General features: G+C 71.2%; 23 protein-coding genes and 2 tRNA genes. 15 read left to right on the forward strand and 10 right to left on the reverse strand.

Translation table 11 applies throughout. From position 1 onward, the window contains the following. The first annotated feature begins 18 nt into the window (after positions 1-18). From dnaN to VFV67_RS21070, 11 genes are all read left to right on the forward strand, one after another. Positions 19-1,152 carry a DNA polymerase III subunit beta gene (dnaN, locus tag VFV67_RS21020; protein WP_326472289.1) on the forward strand — a complete coding sequence of 378 codons (1,134 nt, stop codon included), beginning with the start codon at positions 19-21 and terminating at the stop codon, positions 1,150-1,152. A 16-nt stretch (positions 1,153-1,168) separates the two neighbouring features. After that, a complete protein-coding gene (gene gnd, locus VFV67_RS21025; protein WP_326472290.1) occupies positions 1,169-2,080 on the forward strand; it encodes a phosphogluconate dehydrogenase (NAD(+)-dependent, decarboxylating) in 912 nt (303 codons plus the stop codon). A 13-nt stretch (positions 2,081-2,093) separates the two neighbouring features. Beyond that, positions 2,094-3,251, forward strand: a complete 1,158-nt coding sequence (recF, locus tag VFV67_RS21030; protein WP_326472291.1) for a DNA replication/repair protein RecF — start codon at positions 2,094-2,096, stop codon at positions 3,249-3,251. Between the two features lie 139 nt (positions 3,252-3,390). After that, positions 3,391-3,894, forward strand: coding sequence for a DciA family protein (locus VFV67_RS21035; RefSeq protein WP_414636318.1), 504 nt, complete (start codon positions 3,391-3,393; stop codon positions 3,892-3,894). A 164-nt stretch (positions 3,895-4,058) separates the two neighbouring features. Further along, the gene (gyrB, locus tag VFV67_RS21040) at positions 4,059-6,035 is read left to right on the forward strand and encodes a DNA topoisomerase (ATP-hydrolyzing) subunit B (protein ID WP_326472293.1); all 1,977 of its coding nucleotides are present in this window, start codon (positions 4,059-4,061) and stop codon (positions 6,033-6,035) included. Between the two features lie 202 nt (positions 6,036-6,237). Then, complete coding sequence (gene gyrA / locus VFV67_RS21045) at positions 6,238-8,784, forward strand: DNA gyrase subunit A (protein WP_326472294.1); 2,547 nt, start codon at positions 6,238-6,240, stop codon at positions 8,782-8,784. 240 nt (positions 8,785-9,024) lie between these two features. Then, the gene (locus VFV67_RS21050) at positions 9,025-9,774 is read left to right on the forward strand and encodes a DUF3566 domain-containing protein (RefSeq protein WP_414636319.1); all 750 of its coding nucleotides are present in this window, start codon (positions 9,025-9,027) and stop codon (positions 9,772-9,774) included. A 52-nt stretch (positions 9,775-9,826) separates the two neighbouring features. Next, a tRNA-Ile gene (locus tag VFV67_RS21055) sits at positions 9,827-9,900 on the forward strand. Positions 9,901-10,012: 112 nt separating this feature from the next. After that, on the forward strand, positions 10,013-10,138 hold the full coding sequence (locus tag VFV67_RS21060) for a DLW-39 family protein (protein ID WP_326472295.1): 126 nt from the start codon (positions 10,013-10,015) through the stop codon (positions 10,136-10,138). A 34-nt stretch (positions 10,139-10,172) separates the two neighbouring features. Beyond that, positions 10,173-10,245 (forward strand) — tRNA-Ala (locus tag VFV67_RS21065). Between the two features lie 65 nt (positions 10,246-10,310). Continuing rightward, a complete protein-coding gene (locus VFV67_RS21070; RefSeq protein WP_326472296.1) occupies positions 10,311-10,856 on the forward strand; it encodes a DUF2020 domain-containing protein in 546 nt (181 codons plus the stop codon). 16 nt (positions 10,857-10,872) lie between these two features. On the opposite strand, the gene VFV67_RS21075 is transcribed toward VFV67_RS21070, so the two are convergent. Next, entirely contained in the window at positions 10,873-11,727 is an 855-nt protein-coding gene (locus tag VFV67_RS21075; RefSeq protein WP_326472297.1) for a hypothetical protein, read from the reverse strand. Between the two features lie 81 nt (positions 11,728-11,808). Here VFV67_RS21075 and VFV67_RS21080 point away from each other — a divergent pair, with 81 nt between their 5' ends. Together VFV67_RS21080 and VFV67_RS21085 are read left to right on the forward strand one after the other, a co-directional pair. Continuing rightward, complete coding sequence (locus VFV67_RS21080) at positions 11,809-12,357, forward strand: peptidylprolyl isomerase (RefSeq protein ID WP_326472298.1); 549 nt, start codon at positions 11,809-11,811, stop codon at positions 12,355-12,357. A gap of 6 nt (positions 12,358-12,363) precedes the next feature. Beyond that, positions 12,364-13,284, forward strand: a complete 921-nt coding sequence (locus VFV67_RS21085; RefSeq protein ID WP_326472299.1) for a rhomboid family intramembrane serine protease — start codon at positions 12,364-12,366, stop codon at positions 13,282-13,284. 1 nt (position 13,285) lies between these two features. On the opposite strand, the gene VFV67_RS21090 is transcribed toward VFV67_RS21085, so the two are convergent. Both VFV67_RS21090 and crgA read right to left on the reverse strand, forming a co-directional pair. After that, positions 13,286-13,702 (reverse strand): PH domain-containing protein, encoded by a 417-nt coding sequence (locus VFV67_RS21090; RefSeq protein WP_326472300.1) that lies wholly within the window; start codon positions 13,700-13,702, stop codon positions 13,286-13,288. Positions 13,703-13,778: 76 nt separating this feature from the next. Continuing rightward, on the reverse strand, positions 13,779-14,045 hold the full coding sequence (gene crgA / locus VFV67_RS21095) for a cell division protein CrgA (protein ID WP_326472301.1): 267 nt from the start codon (positions 14,043-14,045) through the stop codon (positions 13,779-13,781). Between the two features lie 135 nt (positions 14,046-14,180). On the opposite strand from crgA, the gene VFV67_RS21100 reads away from it, so the two are divergent. Together VFV67_RS21100 and VFV67_RS21105 are read left to right on the forward strand one after the other, a co-directional pair. Beyond that, on the forward strand, positions 14,181-15,107 hold the full coding sequence (locus VFV67_RS21100; protein ID WP_326472302.1) for a class E sortase: 927 nt from the start codon (positions 14,181-14,183) through the stop codon (positions 15,105-15,107). Next, entirely contained in the window at positions 15,107-15,262 is a 156-nt protein-coding gene (locus tag VFV67_RS21105; protein ID WP_326472303.1) for a hypothetical protein, read from the forward strand. Before VFV67_RS21100 ends, VFV67_RS21105 begins: the two co-directional genes overlap by 1 nt. Here the strand turns inward: VFV67_RS21105 and VFV67_RS21110 are convergent. From VFV67_RS21110 to VFV67_RS21140, 7 genes are all read right to left on the reverse strand, one after another. Beyond that, on the reverse strand, positions 15,249-16,418 hold the full coding sequence (locus VFV67_RS21110) for an APC family permease (protein WP_414636320.1): 1,170 nt from the start codon (positions 16,416-16,418) through the stop codon (positions 15,249-15,251). The two genes, VFV67_RS21105 and VFV67_RS21110, sit on opposite strands and share 14 nt — an antisense overlap. Before the next feature lie 73 nt (positions 16,419-16,491). Next, on the reverse strand, positions 16,492-16,716 hold the full coding sequence (locus VFV67_RS21115; RefSeq protein ID WP_326472305.1) for a ferredoxin: 225 nt from the start codon (positions 16,714-16,716) through the stop codon (positions 16,492-16,494). Further along, positions 16,713-18,017 (reverse strand): NADH-ubiquinone oxidoreductase-F iron-sulfur binding region domain-containing protein, encoded by a 1,305-nt coding sequence (locus VFV67_RS21120; RefSeq protein ID WP_326472306.1) that lies wholly within the window; start codon positions 18,015-18,017, stop codon positions 16,713-16,715. The genes VFV67_RS21115 and VFV67_RS21120 overlap by 4 nt, the downstream gene beginning before the upstream one ends. Next, positions 18,014-18,580 (reverse strand): ferric reductase-like transmembrane domain-containing protein, encoded by a 567-nt coding sequence (locus VFV67_RS21125; protein WP_326472307.1) that lies wholly within the window; start codon positions 18,578-18,580, stop codon positions 18,014-18,016. The genes VFV67_RS21120 and VFV67_RS21125 overlap by 4 nt, the downstream gene beginning before the upstream one ends. Further along, positions 18,580-19,506 carry an FAD:protein FMN transferase gene (locus VFV67_RS21130; RefSeq protein WP_326472308.1) on the reverse strand — a complete coding sequence of 309 codons (927 nt, stop codon included), beginning with the start codon at positions 19,504-19,506 and terminating at the stop codon, positions 18,580-18,582. Before VFV67_RS21130 ends, VFV67_RS21125 begins: the two co-directional genes overlap by 1 nt. Further along, on the reverse strand, positions 19,503-19,859 hold the full coding sequence (locus VFV67_RS21135; protein WP_326472309.1) for a hypothetical protein: 357 nt from the start codon (positions 19,857-19,859) through the stop codon (positions 19,503-19,505). Before VFV67_RS21135 ends, VFV67_RS21130 begins: the two co-directional genes overlap by 4 nt. Then, positions 19,859-20,761 carry a hypothetical protein gene (locus VFV67_RS21140; RefSeq protein WP_326472310.1) on the reverse strand — a complete coding sequence of 301 codons (903 nt, stop codon included), beginning with the start codon at positions 20,759-20,761 and terminating at the stop codon, positions 19,859-19,861. Before VFV67_RS21140 ends, VFV67_RS21135 begins: the two co-directional genes overlap by 1 nt. Between the last annotated feature and the right edge of the window lies 1 nt (position 20,762).

A 20,762-nucleotide genomic window follows, 5' to 3' on the forward strand; every position in this document is an offset into this window, starting at 1 on the left:
ATGCGAGGAAGGACTCCCATGAAGATCCGCGTCGAGCGCGACGGTCTCGCCGACGCCGTCGCCTGGGTCGCGCGCAGCCTGCCGTCCCGACCCCCGGTTCCGGTCCTCGGCGGAATTCTCGTCGACGCCTCCGAGTCGGAGGCGCTGACCATCTCCGGATTCGACTACGAGGTCTCGGCCACCGTGGGCGTGCCGGCCACGATCGCCGACGGCGGCCGCACCCTGGTCTCCGGCCGGCTGCTCGCCGAGATCACCCGGGCGCTGCCCGCCCAGCCGGTGGAGATCTTCGTCGACGGTTCCCGGGTCGTGATCACCTGTGGCAACGCCAAGTTCAGCCTGCCAACGATGCCGGTCGAGGACTACCCGCAGCTGCCGGCGATGCCGCCGCACGCCGGGCAACTGGCCGGCGAGGTGTTCGGCCAGGCGGTCGGCCAGGTCGCGGTGGCCGCCGGCCGGGACGACACGCTGCCGATGCTCACCGGGGTTCGGCTGGAGATCAGCGGCGACAAGCTGACCATGGTGGCCACCGACCGGTTCCGGCTGGCATTGCGCGAGTTCACCTGGCAGCCGGACGAAAGCATGGCCGGCGCCGGCGAGGTGGCCGTGCTGGTCCCGGCCCGCACGCTTGCCGAAGCGGCCAAGGCACTGGGCACGGCGGGCAGCACGGTCGAGCTGGCGCTGGCTTCCGGCGACGGGCTGCTCGGCCTGTCCGGCTCCGGCCGGCGCACCACCACCCGGCTGCTGGACGCGGAGTTCCCGCGGTACCGCCAGCTGCTGCCCAACGAGCAGACCTCGACCGCGGTGATGGACGTGGCGCCGTTCGTCGAGGCGATCAAGCGCGTTTCGCTGGTGGCCGAGCGGGGCACCCAGGTGCGGCTGGAGTTCGCCGACGGCGGGCTGCGGCTGTCCGCGGGCGGTGAGGACGAGGGCAGCGCCGAGGAGGAGCTGGCGGTGGAGTTCACCGGCGAACCGGTGACCATCGCGTTCAACCCGGGCTACCTGCTCGAGGGCCTCGGAGCCCTGCACGCCGACCGCGCCCAGCTGTCGTTCACCACCCCGAACCGGCCGGCACTGGTCAAGGGCGTGGACGGCGAGGGCGAGGTCGTCGCCGGCTACCTGTACCTGCTGATGCCGGTCCGGCTGCCGGGCTGAATCGAGAGGAACCGCGGTGCAGGTGGGACTGGTCGGCCTCGGCCGGATGGGCTTCAACATGCGCGAGCGGTTGCGCCGGGCCGGTCACGAGGTGATCGGCTACGACCGCAACCCGGAGGTCAGCGACTCCAGCTCGCTGGCGGATCTGGTCGACAAGCTCGATGCGCCTCGGGTGATCTGGGTGATGGTCCCGTCCGGCGAGCCGACCCGGCAGACCGTCGCGGAGTTGGCCACCCACCTGTCCGAGGGCGACCTGGTGATCGACGGCGGCAACTCCCGGCACACCGATGACCGGGTCAACGCCGAGCGGCTGGCCGGGCACGGCGTGCACTATCTGGACTGCGGGGTCTCCGGCGGGGTGTGGGGGCTGGAGAACGGGTACGGCCTGATGGTCGGCGGCGACGCCGCGGACGTCGAGCGGGCCATGCCGATCTTCGACGCGCTGCGCCCGGCCGGCCCCCGCGAGGAGGGCTTCGCACACGCCGGGGCGGTCGGCGCCGGGCACTTCGCCAAGATGGTGCACAACGGCATCGAGTACGGCCTGATGCAGGCCTACGCCGAGGGCTACGAGCTGCTGGTCGCGGCCCGGATGGTGACCAACGTTCCGGCCGTGCTCAAGGCCTGGACCCGGGGCACCGTGGTGCGCTCGTGGCTGCTCGACCTGTTAGTCAAGGCGCTGACGGAGGACCCGGAGCTGGCCGAGATCACCGGCTGGGTGGAGGACTCCGGCGAGGGCCGCTGGACGGTGGAGGACGCGATCAACCACGCCGTGCCGATCCCGGTGATCTCCTCCGCGCTGTTCGCCCGGTTCGCCTCCCGGCAGGAGGACTCGCCGGCCATGAAGGCGGTCGCCGCGCTGCGCGCCCAGTTCGGCGGGCACGCGGTGCACCGGGCCGGGCCCACCTCCGGCGCCGGCACGACCGGCTAGCCGACACAGATATATGTACGTGCGGCACCTGCAGGTCGCCGACTTCCGGTCCTGGGAGCAGGCCGAGCTCGAGCTCGAACCGGGCGCCACGGTGCTCATCGGGCCCAACGGCCAGGGCAAGACCAACCTGATCGAGGCGGTGGGCTACGTGGCGACGCTCGGCTCGCACCGGGTGGCCACCGACGTCCCGCTGATCCGGCACGGCTGCGCCCGGGCGATCGTGCGCACGACGGTGGTCAACGCCGGCCGCGAGCTGACCGTGGAGCTGGAGATCACCCCCGGCAAGGCCAACCGGGCCCGGGTCAACCGCGGTCCGGTGCCCCGGCCGCGCGACGTGCTCGGCATCCTGCGCACGGTGTTGTTCGCGCCCGAGGACCTGGCTCTGGTCCGGGGCGACCCGGGGGAGCGGCGCCGGTTCCTGGACGACCTGCTGGTGCTGCGCGCGCCCCGGTTCGCCGGGGTGCGGGCCGACTACGAGCGGGTGCTGCGGCAACGCAACGCGCTGCTCAAGACCGCCGGCGCCGCCCGGCGGGCGGGTTCGCGCGGCGACATCTCCACCCTGGACGTGTGGGACGGGCACCTGGCCGGACACGGCGCCCAGCTGCTGGCCGCCCGGCTGGACCTGGTGGCCGACCTGGCTCCGCACGTCGCGGCCAGCTACGCCGGGATCGCCCCGGAGTCCAAGCCGGCCGAGATCGGCTACCGGTCCACCATCGCCGAGCTGCTGCCGGCCGGGTACGGCACGCCCGGGCATCGGGCCGACGTGGAGGTGTCGACCGACGCACTGCTCGCGGCGCTGGTGGCCGGCCGGGACGCGGAGCTGGACCGTGGGGTCAGCCTGGTCGGACCGCACCGCGACGAGCTGGAACTGGTGCTCGACGGGGTTCCGGCCAAGGGCTATGCCAGCCACGGCGAGTCCTGGTCGTTCGCGCTGGCCCTGCGGTTGGCCTCCTACGAGCTGCTCCGGGCCGAGGGCAGCGAGCCGGTGCTGGTGCTCGACGACGTGTTCGCGGAGTTGGACCAGCGCCGCCGGCAGCGACTCGCCGACGTGGCCGCGGCGGCCGAACAAGTCTTGGTGACGGCCGCGGTGGCGGAGGATGTTCCGGGTGAGCTGGCCACCGCCAGGTATTCGGTGGCCGACGGAGAGGTACGACGTGGCTACAACGAGTGACAACCAACGTCCCACATCTGGGGACAACCCTGTGGATAGTGTGGATAACGCTGTCACTGTGCGCCCGATCGGTGGAGTGGATCGGGCCGTTTCCCGTGAAGTCGGCCCCCAGGCGGATGGTGTTTCGGGCGACGCGCCGCTGCGCGGATCGGATCTGGCCAGGGCCGCGCTGCGGGCCGCCCGGGCCGCCGCCACCGGCCGGGCCGCGAACGCGGTTCCGGCCCGGCGCCGCACGGTCGTGGCCGGCGCCCGCAGGCGCCGCCGGTGGTCCGGGCCCGGGCCGGACGACCGGGATCCCCAGCCGCTCGGCCGGCTCGCCGCCCGACTGGCCACCGACCGCGGCTGGTCGCAACGGCTGGCTGCCGGGCACGTGTTCGCCCGGTGGGCCCGGCTGGTCGGCGAGGAGGTGGCCGAGCACGCCACCCCGGTGACCCTGCGCGACGGGGTCCTGACCGTGCAGGCCGCGTCCACCGCGTGGGCCACCCAGCTGCGGCTGCTCAACCGGCAGCTGCTGACCAGGATCGCCGCCGGGGTGGGCGCGGGCGTGGTCACCCGGCTCAAGGTGCAGGGCCCGGCGGCGCCGAGTTGGCGGTACGGCACGAGGCACGTCGCCGGCCGCGGTCCGCGCGACACGTATGGCTGAAATGCCGCGTTCGGGGTGCGGCGGTCGAGTCCCTACCTGACCGAATCCCCGTCCGCGCTTCAGTGAGCGCGCTGGGGGTGTCCTAGGGCCCGTTCTACGGGTGTGCACCAGTAGAATGAAAGGCGGGGGTTACGCCGGATGACGTGCGAGGAGAAACCAGGCCCGTGGCAGCCAAGCAGAACGACTACAACGCGCAGTCAATCACCGTGCTCGAGGGCCTGGAAGCCGTCCGCAAACGGCCAGGCATGTACATCGGCTCCACCGGCGAGCGCGGGCTGCACCACCTTGTCTGGGAGGTCGTGGACAACGCGGTCGACGAGGCGATGGCCGGACACGCCACCCGGGTCGAGGTGACCCTGCTCGCCGACGGCGGCGTGCGGGTGGTCGACGACGGCCGCGGCATCCCGGTGGACATCCACCCGGAGGAGAAGCGTCCGGCCGTCGAGGTCGTGATGACCAAGCTGCATGCCGGCGGCAAGTTCGACGGCAAGTCCTACGCGGTGTCCGGCGGTCTGCACGGCGTCGGGGTGTCGGTGGTCAACGCGCTGGCCACGGCGCTCCAGGTGGAGATCCACGTCAACGGCTCGGTGTGGCGCCAGACCTACACGCAGTCCGTGCCGGGTCCGCTGGTCAAGGGCGAGGACACCACGCGTACCGGCAGCACCGTCACGTTCTGGGCCGACCCGATGGTCTTCGAGACCACCACCTACAACATCGAGACGATCCGGCGCCGGCTGCAGGAGATGGCGTTCCTCAACAAGGGCCTCACGATCGTCCTGCTGGACCAGCGCAACGGCGACGACGGCACGGCGGAGGAGCCCGACGCCGAGGGCTACGTGGCGAAGGTGAAGGAGTACACGTTCTGCTATCCGAACGGGCTACAGGACTTCGTCGAGCACCTCAACAAGAGCAAGGACCCGATCCACAAGAAGCTCGTCTCCTATACGGCGGAGGGTGACGGGCACGCGGTCGAGGTCGCGATGCAGTGGAACTCCGGCTACGTCGAGTCGGTCTACACGTTCGCCAACACGATCAACACGCACGAGGGCGGCACCCACGAGGAGGGCTTCCGCGCGGCGCTCACCTCGACCGTGAACCGCTACGCGCGGGACAAGAAGCTGCTCAAGGAGAAGGACGCCGCGCTCACCGGCGACGACATCCGCGAGGGCCTGGCCGCGATCGTCTCGGTCAAGGTCAAGGAGCCCCAGTTCGAGGGCCAGACCAAGACGAAGCTCGGCAACACCGAGGTCAAGTCGTTCGTGCAGCGGGTGAGCAACGAGTGGCTGGCCGACTGGTTCGAGCGCAACCCGACCGAGGCGCGCACGATCGTCAACAAGGCGGTGCAGTCGGCGCAGGCCCGGATGGCGGCCCGCAAGGCGCGCGAGTTGGTGCGCCGCAAGAGCGCAGGCGACCTCGGCGGCCTGCCGGGCAAGCTGGCCGACTGCCGGTCCACCGACCCGGTCCGCTCGGAGGTTTACATCGTCGAGGGCGACTCCGCGGGCGGCTCGGCCAAGTCCGGTCGCGACTCGATGTTCCAGGCGATCCTGCCGATCCGGGGCAAGATCATCAACGTGGAGAAGGCGCGGCTCGACCGGGTGCTCAAGAACACCGAGGTCCAGGCGATCATCACCGCGCTGGGCACCGGCATCCACGACGAGTTCGACATCGCGAAGCTGCGGTACCACAAGGTGGTGCTGATGGCCGACGCCGACGTCGACGGTCAGCACATCCGCACGCTGCTGCTCACCCTGCTGTTCCGGTTCATGCGTCCGCTGGTCGAGCACGGGCACGTTTTCCTTGCCCAGCCACCGCTCTACAAGATCAAGTGGATGGGCCGGGCCGAGCCCGAGTTCGCCTACTCCGACCGGGAACGCGACGGCCTGATCGAATCCGGCACGGCCGCGGGCAAGAGGCTGCCCAAGGAAGAGGCCGTGCAGCGGTACAAGGGTCTCGGCGAGATGAACGCCAAGGAACTCTGGGAGACCACGATGGACCCGGCCAACCGGGTGCTGCTGCAGGTCACCCTGGACGACGCCGCCACCGCCGACGAACTGTTCTCGATCCTGATGGGCGAGGACGTGGATTCGCGCCGGTCGTTCATCACCCGCAACGCCAAGGATGTCCGCTTCCTCGACGTGTGAGCAAGGAAGTTCCGGTCCGACCGGAAATGATGAGGATCAACAAGAACTCGTCGGCCGCCATTCGGGCCGGTGCCGCGCCCATTGTCCGATGGAACACCCCGTGGGTCGTGGTATGCACACTGACCTGCGGCGATAAAATCGGGGGGTTGGGTGCGTTCGGGCCTGTCAGCCGGGTGGGCACCCCAACCTCGAGAGGAATCCCATGACGGACACGCTCGACCCCGCTGCCCCTGTCGGACCGCCGTCCGGCGGAGACCGCACCGAGCCGGTCGACATCCAGCAGGAGATGCAGCGTTCCTACATCGACTACGCGATGAGCGTGATCGTCGGTCGGGCGCTGCCGCTGGTGGAGGACGGGCTCAAGCCGGTGCACCGGCGGGTGCTGCACTCGATGGGCGAGAACGGCATGCGGCCGGAGCGCAGCTATGTCAAATGCGCCCGGGTGGTCGGCGACGTCATCGGCAACTATCACCCGCACAACGACGCCGCGATCTACGACGCCCTGGTCCGGCTGGCCCAGCCCTGGTCGCTGCGCTATCCGCTGATCGACGGGCAGGGCAACTTCGGCTCGCGCGGCAACGACCCGGCAGCGGCCATGCGCTACACCGAGTGCCGGCTGACGCCGCTGGCCATGGCGATGCTGCAGGACATCGACGAGGACACCGTCGACTTCTCGCCGAACTACGACAACCGCACCCAGGAGCCGGATGTCCTGCCGTCCCGGGTGCCCAACCTGCTGATCAACGGCAGCAGCGGCATCGCCGTCGGGATGGCCACCAACGTCCCGCCGCACAACCTGCGCGAGGTCGGCGAAGGCGTGGTCTGGGCGCTGGAGAACGCGGAGGCGAGCGACGACGAGTTGCTCGCCGCCCTCATGCAGCGCATCAAGGGCCCGGACTTCCCGACCGCCGCGCTCATCGTCGGCCACGACGGGATCGAGCAGGCCTACCGCACCGGTCGCGGGTCGGTCCGGATGCGCGCGGTGGTCGAGGTCGAGGAGGACGCCAAGGGCCGCACGATCCTGGTCGTCTCCGAGTTGCCCTACCAGGTCAACCCGGACAACCTCATCGAGTCGATCGCCGGCCTGGTTCGGGACGGCAAGCTGGGCGGTATCGCCGAGATCAACGACGAGTCGTCGGACCGGATCGGCATGCGGATCGTGATCACGCTGCGCCGGGACGCGGTCGCCAAGGTGGTGATGAACAACCTCTACAAGCACACCCAGCTGCAGCACAACTTCGGCGTGAACATGCTGGCGCTGGTCGACGGCGTGCCGCGGACGCTGCGCCTGGATCAGATGATCCGGCACTACGTGCGACACCAGATCGAGGTCATCGTCCGGCGCACCCGGTACCGGCTGCGCAAGGCCGAGGAACGGGCGCACATCCTGCGTGGTCTGGTCAAGGCGCTGGACGCCCTCGACGAGGTCATCGCCCTGATCCGGCGCTCGCCGACGGTCGACATCGCCCGCACCGGCTTGATGGAGCTGCTCGACGTCGACGAGATCCAGGCCAACGCGATCCTGGAGATGCAGCTGCGCCGGCTGGCCGCCCTGGAGCGCCAGAAGATCATCGACGAGCTGGCCGAGATCGAGCGGATCATCGCCGACCTGCAGGACATCCTGGCCAGCCCGGAGCGGCAGCGGTCGATCGTCCGCGACGAGCTGATGGAGATCGTCGAGAAGCACGGCGACGACCGGCGCACCAAGATCATTCCGTTCGGCGGGGACGTGTCCGTCGAGGACCTGATCGCGGTCGAGGACGTCGTGGTCACGATCACCCGGACCGGCTACGCCAAGCGCACCAAGACCGACCTGTACCGGGCGCAGAAGCGCGGCGGCAAGGGCGTGCAGGGCGCCGGGCTCAAACAGGACGACATCGTGGCGCACTTCTTCGTGTGCTCTACGCACGACTGGATCCTGTTCTTCACCAACAAGGGCCGGGTGTACCGGGCCAAGGCCTACGAACTGCCCGAGGCCAGCCGCAACGCCCGCGGCCAGCACGTGGCCAACCTGCTGGCGTTCCAACCGGACGAGCACATCGCACAGGTCATCCAGATCAAGGACTACGCCGCAGCGCCGTACCTGGTGCTCGCCACCCGCAGCGGCCTGGTCAAGAAGAGCAAGCTTTCCGACTTCGACTCCAACCGGTCCGGCGGTCTGATCGGGATCAACCTGCGGGAGGAGGACGAGCTGGTCGGTGCCGTGCTGTGCTCGGCCGACGACGATCTGTTGCTGGTTTCCGCCGGCGGGCAGTCGATCCGGTTCCGCGCCACCGATGAGGCGCTGCGCCCGATGGGCCGGGCCACGTCCGGCGTGCTGGGTATGCGATTCAACACCGGTGACGAGCTACTCACCCTCGGAGTGGTCCGGGAAAGTACGTTCGTGCTGGTCGCGACGGATGGCGGGTACGCGAAGCGGACTCCGATCGAGGAGTACTCGGTGCAGGGCCGGGGCGGAAAGGGCGTGCTCACCGTTCAGTACGACCGCAGGCGTGGCAGGCTAGTGGGGGCGCTCATCGTCGATCTCGACGACGAGCTGTTCGCCATCACCTCGGCGGGCGGGGTCATCCGGACCACGGCCAAAGAGGTACGCAAGGCCGGCAGGCAGACGAAGGGTGTGCGGTTGATGAACCTCGGCGAAGGGGCGACCCTCGTCGCGATCGCACGGAGTGCGGACGAACCGTCCGACGCCACCGGCAACGAAACGGCTTCCGGCGATACCGACGCCGCCGGAGAACCGGGTAAGTAGGCAGGGGAGCACGTGACAGCATCGGAGAAGCCGGGCCGCAATGGCCAGGGCAATGGCGCACCGGAGCCGGACCGGACCACCGTGCTGGCCGCCAAGGCCGAGGACGCCAAGGCGAAGTCCTCGCCCGGCGGCGCCGACCTGTTCGAGCCCGGTACCCGGGAGGACCCGAACGGCACCACCGTGCCCACCCCGGCCGAGGAGTTGGAGGTGGCGCACGCGACGCCGCCGCCGTGGCAGCGGATGCCGGGCGCGAACGTCGAGTCCGCGTTCGCCCGCCCGGCCCCGCCCGCCGTTCCCGGTCCACCCGCACCGGCCGGTCCGGCCGGAGGGGACGAGACCGCGATCGACGAGGAGACCACCCGGATCGACGACATCGGCCGGCTGGACACTCCGGCGGTCCCTGACCGTCCGGTGGTCACCGGTACCGCCGCCCCCCGCGTCTTCGTCGATGACGACACGGACACCGACACCCCGCCCGACGGCTTCCCCGCGCCCGCCGGCTTCCCGCCGCCCCGAACCACCGCCCACATGGCACACCCCACGGTCACCACCGGCCCAACCCGGGCGATCAACCTGGGACCGGTCGGCAGCGCCGCACCGCCCAACGTCATGCGCCGCCCCGGCCGCGGGCCGCGCCGGGCCAACCTGCAGATCAAGCGATTCGATCCCTGGTCGGTCCTCAAGCTCTCCCTGGTGCTCGGCGTCGCCCTGTTCTTCGTCTGGCTCGTCGCCGTCGGCGCCCTCTACGCGGTGCTCGACGGCATGGGCGTCTGGGACAAGATCAACGGTATCTCCACCGATCTGCTGCAGAGCGCCGAGTCCAGCTCCGAGCCGCTGATCAGCGCCGGTCGCGTGTTCGGCATCGCCGCGATCGTCGGCGCCGTCAACATCGTCCTGTTCAGCGCCCTGGCGACGGTTGGCGCTTTCGTCTACAACGTCTCCGCCGACCTCGCCGGCGGCCTCGAAGTCACCCTCGCCGAACGCGAATAGGATCTGGTTTGAGCCCTCACGAACCCGTGAGGTAGCCTCGTCGGCGCGGTACGGGCCTATAGCTCAGACGGTTAGAGCGCTTCGCTGATAACGAAGAGGTCGGAGGTTCAAGTCCTCCTAGGCCCACCCTCCCCCAAACCCCCGGAACCCCGTCCCGGGCATGTGGCAAACTGAGGCCCTACCAGGCACACCCGTGGAATTCACGGGTGCGAGGTGTCATGCCAAGGAGGCACACAAGGTGAAGAAGCTGCTGGTACTCGCGGTCGCCGTCGGCGGGGTCCTCCTGCTGCTGCGCCGCAAGAGCGCCGCCAAGGCCGAAGCCGACCTGTGGCGCGAGGCCACCGCCCCCGGCGACAAGGCCTGACCCCCAGGTGCGGGCCCACACCCGCACCCACCCCGGGGACGTAGCTCAATTGGCAGAGCACTGCCTTTGCAAGGCAGGGGTTAGGGGTTCGATTCCCCTCGTCTCCACCTAACCGTGGTTGTGCTTGGTTCGAGACTGCCGTTCCGGGGCGTCTGGTTGACTGGTGGTCGTTATGAGACGAGCTGTGATCTTCGTGGCCCTGGTGGTGGGGTTGGTTGGGTGTGCGGGGCCGCAGGTGGTGGTGGGGACGCCGGGGGCGGTTGCGGGGGACGGGGGGTCCAGCGGGGCGGTGACGCCGACGAGTGTTGGGCCGCCGGCCAGTCCGGAGCCGGTGCGGGATGGTGCCTGTCCGTATCTGGAGAAGGCGTTCGTCGAGGATGCGAACGGGCAGCGGGTGGGGAAGGTGCGGGTGTCGGTGGATGAGCCGAACCCGGCGTGCTTCTTCTATCGGAGTGACGGGCGGGTGCAGCTGACCACCCAGGTGTACGTGGGGGATGAGGGGGTTGCGAAGGCGTTGGTGGACCGCGCGGCACCGGTGGACACCGCGAACCCGGCGGAGCTGCCGGCCGGGTGGACCGGGGGGTCGCAGTCGACCGATGCCGGTGCCGTGTTCGCGGTGGCCAAGGGTGGCGCGGCGGTGGTGATCACGACCAATCAGGCGCAGACCATCAAGGCCAAGCGGGTGGCCGAGAAGACCATCGCCGCGCTCGGGCTATAGGGCGAGACCGGAGCCGTCAGTTGCTCTTGGGGGAGGCCTTCGGTTTGGACTGCCCGTTGCGGTGGCCGTCGCCCGTGTCAGCTTCGGCCGGTTTGTCGGCCTTTTCTGCCGCCTTGGGGGCGGAGGTGGCAGAGGTTCCGGCCGGCTTGGTGGCCGCCGCCGGCTTGGGGGGAGCCGACGGAGTACCGGACGGGGTGGCCGGGCGGGGTGGTGCGGACTGGGGGGCCGGCTCGTGGTGGCGGGCGCGGCGCAGGTAGGCGACGCCGGCGCCGAGGCCGACGACGAGCACCACAAAGGGCCAGCGGCGGCGATGTTTGCGGCCACCGGCCGATTTGAGGTCCTTCTTGGCGGCCTTCAACTCTTTCTTCGCGGCCTGCGCGGCGGCCTTGAGGTCCGCCTTGGTGGCGGCGACGGCCTGGACACCCGCGGCGGTCTTGGCGGCGGTCTTGGCGCGGATCGCCTCGGCCTGCTTGGTCATGCCGCGGCGGGCCCGCTTGGCTTCCTGCTTGGCGCGCTTGAGCTCGGCCTTGGTCACGCGGACCGGCTTGGAGTTCTTGGCCTGCTTGCGGGCCTGCTTGGCCGCCTTGGCCAGTTCCTTGCGGGTGTGCTTGGCCGTGCGGGCGAGCTTGCGCCGGGTCCGCCGGGTGGTCTTGGCCATTTCGTCGCGGGCGACCTGGGTGCCCTCGGCGATCGCCGCGCCCAACTGCTGGGGCCCTACGCCGTGCTCGGTCAGCTTCTGCTCGGCGGCCGCGGCCGCCTTCGCGGTCGCGTCGGCGCCGGCCTGGCCGGCTCGGCGGACCACGTCCAGGCTCGCCACAACGGCCTTTCCGACCGCTTCTCCGGCCCGAGTCATCGCCTTCACCTCGTCCATCGTGTGTGCTCCAGACAACTCAGTGACATATCCATCCTGCCCCCATCGGTCGGATCTTGCCCAAGATGGCACGATGACCTGGTGGCAGAGAGCTTTGTAGGTAAGAAAGTGGTCGCGACCCTGCACACCTCGCAAGGAGACATCAAGGTCAACCTCCTACCGGACCACGCCCCGAAGACCGTGGCCAACTTCGTCGGTCTGGCCGAGGGCACTCAGGAGTACTCCCCGGCCAACGCCAAGGGCGAGCCGACCGGACCGTACTACGACGGATCGATCTTCCATCGAGTGATCGACGGGTTCATGATCCAGGGCGGCGACCCCACCGGGACCGGCCGTGGCGGCCCCGGTTACAACTTCAAGGACGAGTTCCACCCAGAGCTCCAGTTCAATCGTCCTTACCTGCTCGCAATGGCCAACCCGGGCCGGCCGAACATGAACGGCTCGCAGTTCTTCATCACGGTGGCGCCAACGACGTGGCTCAACTTCAAGCACACGATCTTCGGTGAGGTCGCCGACCAGCAGTCCCGTGGCGTGGTGGACGCGATCGCGCGGGCCAAGACGTCGGGTGGTGACCGCCCGGTCGACGACGTGGTGATCGAGCGCGTCACCATCGATCGCGGCCAAGGCTGAGCCCGCGTGGGCACCCCGCCCGAACCGCCGCAACAGTGGGGGACGCAGGCGGCGATGCCCGCCTGCGTCCGCCACCCGGACCGGCCGACCGGCCTGCGCTGTACCCGGTGCGACCGGCCGGCCTGCCCGGAGTGCCTGCGTGAGGCGTCGGTCGGTTACCAGTGCGTCGACTGCGTGAACGAGGGCCGGCGCACCATCCGGCACGGCACCACGATCGCCGGCGCGCCGTCCGCCCAGCGCCCGGTGGTGATGCCGGTCCTGGTCGTGCTCAACCTCGGGGTGTTCGCCATCACCGCGGCGCAGGCCGGCAGCATCGTCCGCAACCAGCTCAGCGAGCTGTTCGTGGACTGGATGCTGGTGCCGGCGCTGGTCTCCCAGGGCGAGTGGTGGCGGCTGATCACCGCCGGGTTCCTGCACTACGGCCCGGTGCACATCGCGCTGAACATGATCGCGCTGTACCTGCTCGGCCGGGACCTGGAGCCGGTGCTCGGCCGGGTCCGGTTCACCGCGGTGTACCTGGTGTCGCTGCTCGGCGGCAGCGTCGCGGTGTTCCTGTTCGGAGGTCTGCTCACCCCGGTCGCCGGGGCGTCCGGCGCGGTGTTCGGCCTGATGGGTGGGCTGGCCGTGGTGGTACTGCGGCTGCGCATCCCGCCCGGCCCGGTGCTCGGCATCATCGCGCTGAACGTGTTCATCAGCGTGACCGTGCCGGGTATCTCGCTGCTCGGGCACCTCGGCGGGCTGGTGGTCGGCGCGATCGCCACGGCCGCGATGGTCTACGCCCCGCGGCAGTCGCGCACCGCCTGGCAGGTGGGCACGATCGCCACGCTGGTGGTCGTGCTGGTCTCGCTGATCTTCATCCGGGACGCCGCGCTCGGCCAGCTGGTCTGCGACTTCCGCAGCGGGGTCTGCTTCGAGGTGGACGGCTGAGTCAGGTCCGTAACGCCCGGATGGCCTCGACCACGTCCTCCGGATCGGCGCCCAGGTCCAGCCGGCCGAGCACGACCAGGTCCTCCTCGGCGTCCACCTCGACCGTGGACACCTCCCGGCCGAACCGGCGGGTGCGCACCAGCCGCACGTTGACCTCGGACCAGGGCCAGTGCCGGCGCCCGGTCAGGCCGCGCACGGTGACCCCGTGGTGGTCGGCGACCAGCCGCGGCCGGGCAACCGTGCCGAACAGCCCGGCAAGGCCCAGCCCGCCGGCGAGCACGACGAGCAGCACCCGGCCGGGCGCGTCGCCGATCAGGAACACCGCGGCCAGCGCGGCGACGGCGGCCACCCAGGCCACGCCGACCAGGGGCGGATCGGGGGCCCAGGAGCGGGTTTCCCGCAGGTCAGGGTTGTCCACAGCAGTTGTCCACACTGGGGATGAGTTACAGCGGTGTGGTTCGGCGACGATCAGCGCAACGGAAGGTGAACGACGGTCAACGCCACCGCATGGTCATCAGCAGACCGCCGATCATGAGCGCGAACCCGATCGCGAAGTTCCAGTTCCCCAGCTCGCTCATGAGCGGGATCTTGTCCCCGGCGATGTAGTTGACCACCAGCCAGGCCAGGCCCAGCAGCATCACGCCGAGCATCACGGCCACGTAGATCGGGTGCGAAGGCCCCGCGGACTTCACCTTCACCGGCGTGCGACGGTCGGCCGGAGCGGTGTACGGAGTCTTCTTCCGGACCTTGGACTTGGGCATCGAGCGTCCTCATCTGATGTGGAGCATTTCTCCTGGGCGGAGGTATGCACTCAGCACCGCCGACCCGACACGTTAACGTAACCGAGCAGCTTGCCGAACCACTAGAGCATAGGGTCAACAATCCGGGGAGGACGCGTGGGCACTGTCGAAGACGCCCGCCGGGGCGCAGGGCGTATCTACGGGGCACTGACCGGCCCCGAGGTGCCTTCGCCGCGCCCGCGGTCCCGTTCGGCCGGACCGGACCGGGTCCGCACGATCGTGCGAACCGCTGGTGAGATCCTCATCACGCTGGGTGTCGTCGTGTTGCTGTTCGTGGTCTACGAGGTCTACGTGACCGACGTGATCTCCGCGGGCAAACAGCAGGACGCCACCGAGGCGCTGGACGACCAGTGGCAGACGACGGAGCCGGACCAGGAGCGGGTGGACCACTTCGATGGCCTCCAGCCGGGCGAGGGCTTCGCCAAGATGTACATCCCGGCGTTCGGCACCGACTTCCACTTCACGATCGTCGAGGGCACCTCGGACAAGGCGCTGGAGATCGGGCCCGGGCACTACCTGGACACCCCGTACCCCGGTCAGCCGGGCAACTTTGCGGTGGCCGGGCACCGGGTGGGCAAGGGCGCGCCGTTCAACGACCTGGACCTGCTCACCTCCTGCGACGCGATCATCGTGGAGAGCAGGAACGCCTGGTACATCTACCGAGTCCTGCCCATGAAGGACGAGGCCGGCCGCTGGGAGCAGGTCAAGCAGGACAAGCCGCGGTGCAACGTCACCGGCTCGCAGGGCCGGGCGCAGCAGGTGGAGCCGCTGAAGGGCGAGTACACGGACACGCACGGCATGGAGATCGTCCGGCCGTCCGAGGGCGCGGTGATCGCCGACGTGCCGCACAAGCCCAACGCCAAGGTGAACAAGGCCGACCAGGTCGCGCTGCTCACGCTGACCACGTGCCACCCCAAGTTCTCCGACCGGCAGCGGCTGATCGTGCACGCCACCCTGGTCGACCAGTGGGCCAAGAACCCGGATCAGCCGGACAGCCGGCCGGCCGAGCTGAAGGAGGGCTGATGTACGCCTGGATCTGGCGGCACCTGCCCGGCCCGGTCGCGGTGCGGGTGGGCATCGCGGCGGTGCTCGTCGCGGGCGCGGTAGCGCTGCTGATGTTCGTGGTCTTCCCCTGGCTGGAGCCGGTGCTGCCGTTCAACAACGTCACCGCCGAGTGAGCGCCACCGCCCGTCCGGCCAGCCCAACGGCGAACACCCCGAGGCCGGCGAGCACGGCCGGCAGCGGCAGCGTGGCGGCCAGCAGCAGGCAGCCGGCCAGCCCCGCGACGTTGAGCCAGCGCGGCCACCGGCGGTCCGCCGCCGGCTGGGTCCAGGCACTGGCGTTGGCGATGGCGTAGTAGACCAGCACGCCGAACGAGGAGAACCCGATCACCTCGCGCAGGTCGGCGACCAGCACCAGCCCGCAGACCAGCGCGGCCACCAGCCATTCGGCCCGGTGCGGTACCGCGAACCGGGGGTGCACGGCGGCCAGCCCGCCGGGCAGGTCGCGGTTGCGGGCCATGGCCAGCGCCGTGCGGCCCACCCCGGCGAGCAGCGCGAGCAGCGCGCCGAGGCTGGCCGCGGCGGCGCCGACCCGGGCCAGCGGCGCCAGGCCGGGCAGCCCGGCCGCGGTGAGCGCGTCGGCGAGCGGCGCACCGGCGGCGGCCAGCCGGTCCGGGCCGAGCACCAGCAGCAGGGCCACACCGACCAGCAGGTAGATCAGCAGCGCGGTGCCGAGCGCGGCGAAGATGGCCCGCGGGATGGTGCGCCGGGGGTCGCGCACCTCCTCGCCGAGGGTGGCGATCCGGGCGTAGCCGGCGAAGGCGAAGAACAGCAACCCGGCCGCCTGGAGCACGCCGAACACGCCGTGCTCCAGCCAGGATTCGGTCAGGCCGGCCGGGTCGGGGTTGGCCAGGCAGACGGCGATCACGATGCCGAGCACGGCGAGCACGGCGGCGAGCAGGATCCGGGTCAGCAGCGCGGTCCGGGTGATCCCCCGGTAGTTCACCGCGGTCAGCGCCAGTACGGCGGCAACGGCGGCGGGCCGCTGGTAGCCGGGGACGGCGTAACCGGCGAACGTCATCGCCATGGCCGCACAGCTTGCGGTCTTGCCGACGACGAAGCCCCACCCGGCGGTGAAGCCCCACCACGGGCCCAGCCGCTTGCGGCCGTAGACGTAGGTGGCGCCGGACTCCGGGTACACCGCGGCGAGCTGCGCCGAGGCGGCGGCGTTGCAGTAGGCCACGAAACCGGCCAGCGCCAAGGCGAGCAGCAGTGCGGAGCCGGCGCTGGCCGCGGCCGGGGCGAACACCGCGAACACCCCGGCGCCGAGCATCGAGCCGAGGCCGAGGAGCGTCGCGTCGAACGGGCCGAGCCGCCGCGCCAGGTCGCCGGTCACCCGGGCCGGATCACCGCCCCGGTCGGTCCACCAGTTTCAGGGCGAGCATCGGGCACAGCGTGACCGCGCGCTTGGCGTGCTTGGTCAGGTGCCGGGGGACGGGGTCCGCCGAGACCACCGGGTAGCCCCACTCGTCCAGTCCAATCAGTTCGGGCACCAGTTCGGCGCACATCCCGTGGCCGTCGCATTCAATCATGTTCACGTGCAAGGTCTGGTTGCTCTGCTGGGTCTTCACTTCCATCCCTCGCTCGGACTCGGCGGCGCCGGCACCGGCAGCATCGGCGGGCGGTACAGGCCGGGGCAGCCCTGGCCGTGCAGGTGCCGGTCGACGCACGCGCCGAACACCCGCAGTGCGGTGCTGGCCAGCTTGACCACGCCGTCCGGATGCGCGCAGGCGCCCCGCCCGTTGACCATGTTCATCCGGAACCGCAGCCGATCCAGCGCGGTCCGGTCCCTGGCCCAGGTCACCCGGGCCAGATCGTCGGCGATCGCCGGCAGGCCGTTGAAACACGGGCCGCACTGCCGGGCGTTCTGCGAGGCGAGCCAGGCGGCCACCCGGACGGTCTCCACCAGCCCGCAGGCGCCGACCGGCAGCGCGACCACCACGCCGGCCCCGGGCGAGGCGGACAACGGGGCCAGCGCCTCGGGGGTGAACGGGGCGGCCAGCGCGCCGGGAGACATCCACGAACCGCCGTAGCCGCCCACCAGTACCGCCTGCAGCGGTTCGGTGGCGCCGCCGGCGACCCGCAGGATCTCGTTGCCGGTCACGCCGACCGGCAACTCGTACACACCGCGCGCGCGGACCGCCCCGCTCACCGTGAACAGGGCCGTGCCGGGGGCCTCACCGGTGCCGGCCATCCGGAACCAGTCCGGCCCGTGCCGGGCGATCAGCCCGAGATGGGCGAGGGTTTCGGTGTTGGACACCAGCGTGGGTTTGCCGCCTACGCCCTCGCGGTAGGCGGACACGTCCCGCGGCTTGCCCTCGCCGCCACCGACGAAGTTGGCCAGTGCCGTCGACTCGCTGGACACGTACCAGCGCGGCGGCTCCAACACCGCCAGCGACAGCCCGATCGAGGCGCCGCCCCAGCCGGCCGCCGCCCGCTCGGCGATGGCCGCCTCGACGGTGCGGGCCAGGCCGGTGCCGCGGTGCACGCAGACGGTGACCTTCGTGGCCCCGACCGCGAGCGCGGCCAGCTCGGCACCGTCCAGCACCAGGTGCGGCGTCGCGCCGAGGAGCAGCTTGTCCTTACCCGCGGCCGGTTCGCTCTCCGCGCCGTTCACGACCACGTGGCTGCCGCCGGCCGCCCGGCCGTTGCGGGCGACGGTCTTCAGCTTGCGGCCGGTGGGAAACCAGGCACCACCTCGCCCGCGCAGCCCGGCGGACGTCACGGTCTCGGGCAGCCGGCGCACCGCGCCGAGCGGCAGCGGTCCGTTGACCCTGGTGTGCTCGGCGAGCGACGCGGCCCGGCCGGTGGCCAGCCAGCCGCCGAGCAGCCGGGGCCGGCCGTCGTAGCGGAGCAGTGGTGGGGCGCTCATATCGGCCTCCTGACCGCGACCCGGCGCCAGCCGGCCACCCGGTACACCCCGGCCGCGATAACCATGAACACGGACAGCGCGACCACCCCGAGCACCCACAGCCGGTCGGTGCCGATGCCGATGGTGTGCGCCAGCGCCACCGGCCAGCAGAGGTAGGCCAGCCAGTGCACGGCCCGCCAGGCGGCGCGGGACAGCCGGGTGCGCAACAGGCTGGTGATGATCAGCGCCAGCAGCACGTCGAACGCGATCGCGCCGAGGCCGAGCCAGAACGGCAGGTATGACGAGACGAACGGGACGACCGCGTCGATCGGGTCGATCTTCACGTAGTCGTCCAGCAGGATCGCCAGCACGTGCACGAACACCAGGCCGACCGCGGTCAGCGACATGCTGCGGTGCAGGCTCTCGGTGACGAACCGCGGCCAGCGCGGGGACCACACCCGGCCGGCGGTGAGCAGGCCGAGCGCGAACGCGACGGAGAGCAGGACGAGGGAGACGAAACCGCTGGCCCTGGTGAGGTACCAGTAGGTGCTCTCGGTGAGCAGCGGGGCGGCCAGGCCGGTCATCACGCAACCTCCATTGTGGACACCATGGCCTCGGCCGGCCAGCCGGCGACCGCGGTCACCGTGCCGTCCGGAGCGACCAGCCGGGCGGCCAGGTCGCGCTCGGCCAGCCAGTCCGGCGCCCGGTCGCCGAGCACCAGTGCGGCGGTGCTGGCGGTGTTGGCGGTGACGCAGTCGGCCGCGGCCACCGAGACGTAGTGCCAGAACCGCTTGGCCGGCAGGCCGGTGGCCGGGTCCAGCACGTGGTGCAGCACCTGGTCGGCCCGCCGCCAGGTGCGCACCGTGGTGCTCGAGGTGGCCAGCCCGCCGCGGCGCAGGGCGATCACCTGTCCGCCGGTGCTCACCGCGTGGTCGGCGGTGACCCGAACCCGCCAGCCGCCGTCCGGGGCGGGGCCGGCGATGGCCAGGTCGCCGCCGAGGTTGACCAGCACGCCGCAGCCGAGCCGCTCGGCGATCTGCGTGGCGGCGACGTCCGCGGCCCAGGCCTTGGCGGTCGCGCCCAGGTCGAGCTGCACGCCCCGGGGCAGGGTGACCGACCGAGTGGCCGGGTCGAGCACGATCTCCCGCCAGGCCGCGCCGGACCGCACCGGGCGCACCCGGGTGGCCGAACTCGGTGGCACGTCGGCGAAACTGCGGTCGTAGCCGATGGCGATCATGGACCGGCCCAGGGTCGGGTCGACCAGGCCACCGGTCTCCTCGGCGGCCCGCACCGCCACCCGCAGCGCGGCGAACAGCACCGGGTCCACATCGGACGCCCGGCCGGAGCTGTTCACAGTGGACAGTGCGGAGTCGGTGCGGAACCGGCTGCACGCCCGGTCCAGATCGGACAGAAAGGCGCGCAACATGGTGTCGGCCTCGGCCAGCGCGGCCGGGTCGGTCACCAGCAGGTGCGCGGTGGTGCCGATGGCGGGAAAGCTGGTGTTCTTCATGATCCACCCGACGTGGTCTCTTCGTCGCCGGTGGAGCTCTCCGGCTTGTCGTCGGCCGGCGGGGGCGGCGGCTGCTCCTGCTGGCGCGGCTGTTCCTGTTGCGGCTGCTGGGGTTGCGCCACGGGTGCGTCGGCAGGCGCCGCCGGTGCCTTGGTCGGGCTGCCGGCCGGCGCCTTCTTGGACTTCTGCCCGTAGTCGGTCTTGTTGTTGGGCTTCGGCGGCGGCGCGGCGTAGGCGATCCCCGCGCCGACCGCCAGCGTCGCGGCCACGCTCGCGGCGATCACGCCGCCGGTGATCCGGTTCACCTTGCGCTGCGCGGCATCGCGGGCGTTCGGATGCAACTGCCTGACCATCACGACCTCCGGTCCAGAGCCGCGCGGGCGCTCCGAGCGGCGGCGATTCCCTCCATGGCGGCCTGCCTCGCGGCCTCGAACTGCGCGTCGGTGGTCGCGCCGAGCAGGATCGCCTCGGCCTCCCCGTGCCGGGCCGCCGCGGTGTTCCGTGCCTCGGCCAGCGCGCCGTCGCCGCCGGCCGGCAGCTCGGCCAACTCCCCGGCGAGCCGGCCGACCAGTGCCGCCGCCTCGTCCCGGTGCGCCGTGGCCGCGCCCCGGGTACGCATCCTGGTCACCAGCACCAGCGCGCCGGCGGCCAGCGCGATCAGGCCGATCCCGCCGAGCACCCAGGGCAGCACGGCGGCGGTGTCGTCGACTCCGGCGATCGCCTCGCGGCCGCCCGGCTCGTCGGCGTAGCGGTCCCCCCGGGTGCCCTCGCTCGGGCAGGCCGGCGCGGCCTTGACCGCGGCCACGAAGTCGGTCAGCGGCCGGGTGATGTCGCTCGGCGAGTCGGCGGCGGGGTTGGCGTCCAGCGCGGCCTCGTTGGCGTTGACCGCGTCGGTCGCCGCCCGGCCGGCATAGCCCTTGCAGATCACCTCGGAGCCGGCATAGAAGTACCGGCCGGAGATCACCGCGATGGTGTTGCCGGGCAGCAGCCCGGCCAGCCGGCGGGGCAATCCCGCCACCTCGGCGACACTGTCGATCCGGGGCAGTACGGCGATCTTGATCGGCGCTTCGCCGATGGCCTGCCGCACCGCGGACTCGTCCAGGTTCCGGTTCGCCCCGGGCGCGAGGTAGAGCGAGTCACCGCGCAGCGCCTCGGCCGCGTCCTCGACCGGCCCGGCGGCCGAGGCCGCCTGGGCCGGCGCGGTACCGAGCAGCAGGCACCCGGCGATCGCGGGCAGCACGAACAGCTTGTGCAAC

Origin of the sequence: Actinophytocola sp., assembly GCF_035762905.1 — a bacterium.
Lineage (GTDB): Bacteria > Actinomycetota > Actinomycetes > Mycobacteriales > Pseudonocardiaceae > DASYTH01.

What these genes read in the sequence shown, in the direction of transcription:
- VFV67_RS21105 (WP_326472303.1), top strand. Translation starts at nt 15,107, where the DNA reads ATGTACGCCTGGATCTGGCGGCACCTGCCCGGCCCGGTCGCGGTGCGG.
- VFV67_RS21120 (WP_326472306.1), bottom strand. Translation starts at nt 18,017, where the DNA reads ATGAGCGCCCCACCACTGCTCCGCTACGACGGCCGGCCCCGGCTGCTC.
- VFV67_RS21110 (WP_414636320.1), bottom strand. Translation starts at nt 16,418, where the DNA reads ATGCTCGGCGCCGGGGTGTTCGCGGTGTTCGCCCCGGCCGCGGCCAGC.
- VFV67_RS21125 (WP_326472307.1), bottom strand. Translation starts at nt 18,580, where the DNA reads ATGACCGGCCTGGCCGCCCCGCTGCTCACCGAGAGCACCTACTGGTAC.
- VFV67_RS21075 (WP_326472297.1), bottom strand. Translation starts at nt 11,727, where the DNA reads ATGGACGAGGTGAAGGCGATGACTCGGGCCGGAGAAGCGGTCGGAAAG.
- gyrA (WP_326472294.1), top strand. Translation starts at nt 6,238, where the DNA reads ATGACGGACACGCTCGACCCCGCTGCCCCTGTCGGACCGCCGTCCGGC.
- recF (WP_326472291.1), top strand. Translation starts at nt 2,094, where the DNA reads ATGTACGTGCGGCACCTGCAGGTCGCCGACTTCCGGTCCTGGGAGCAG.
- VFV67_RS21135 (WP_326472309.1), bottom strand. Translation starts at nt 19,859, where the DNA reads ATGGTCAGGCAGTTGCATCCGAACGCCCGCGATGCCGCGCAGCGCAAG.
- VFV67_RS21070 (WP_326472296.1), top strand. Translation starts at nt 10,311, where the DNA reads ATGAGACGAGCTGTGATCTTCGTGGCCCTGGTGGTGGGGTTGGTTGGG.
- crgA (WP_326472301.1), bottom strand. Translation starts at nt 14,045, where the DNA reads ATGCCCAAGTCCAAGGTCCGGAAGAAGACTCCGTACACCGCTCCGGCC.
- VFV67_RS21130 (WP_326472308.1), bottom strand. Translation starts at nt 19,506, where the DNA reads ATGAAGAACACCAGCTTTCCCGCCATCGGCACCACCGCGCACCTGCTG.
- dnaN (WP_326472289.1), top strand. Translation starts at nt 19, where the DNA reads ATGAAGATCCGCGTCGAGCGCGACGGTCTCGCCGACGCCGTCGCCTGG.
- VFV67_RS21050 (WP_414636319.1), top strand. Translation starts at nt 9,025, where the DNA reads ATGCCGGGCGCGAACGTCGAGTCCGCGTTCGCCCGCCCGGCCCCGCCC.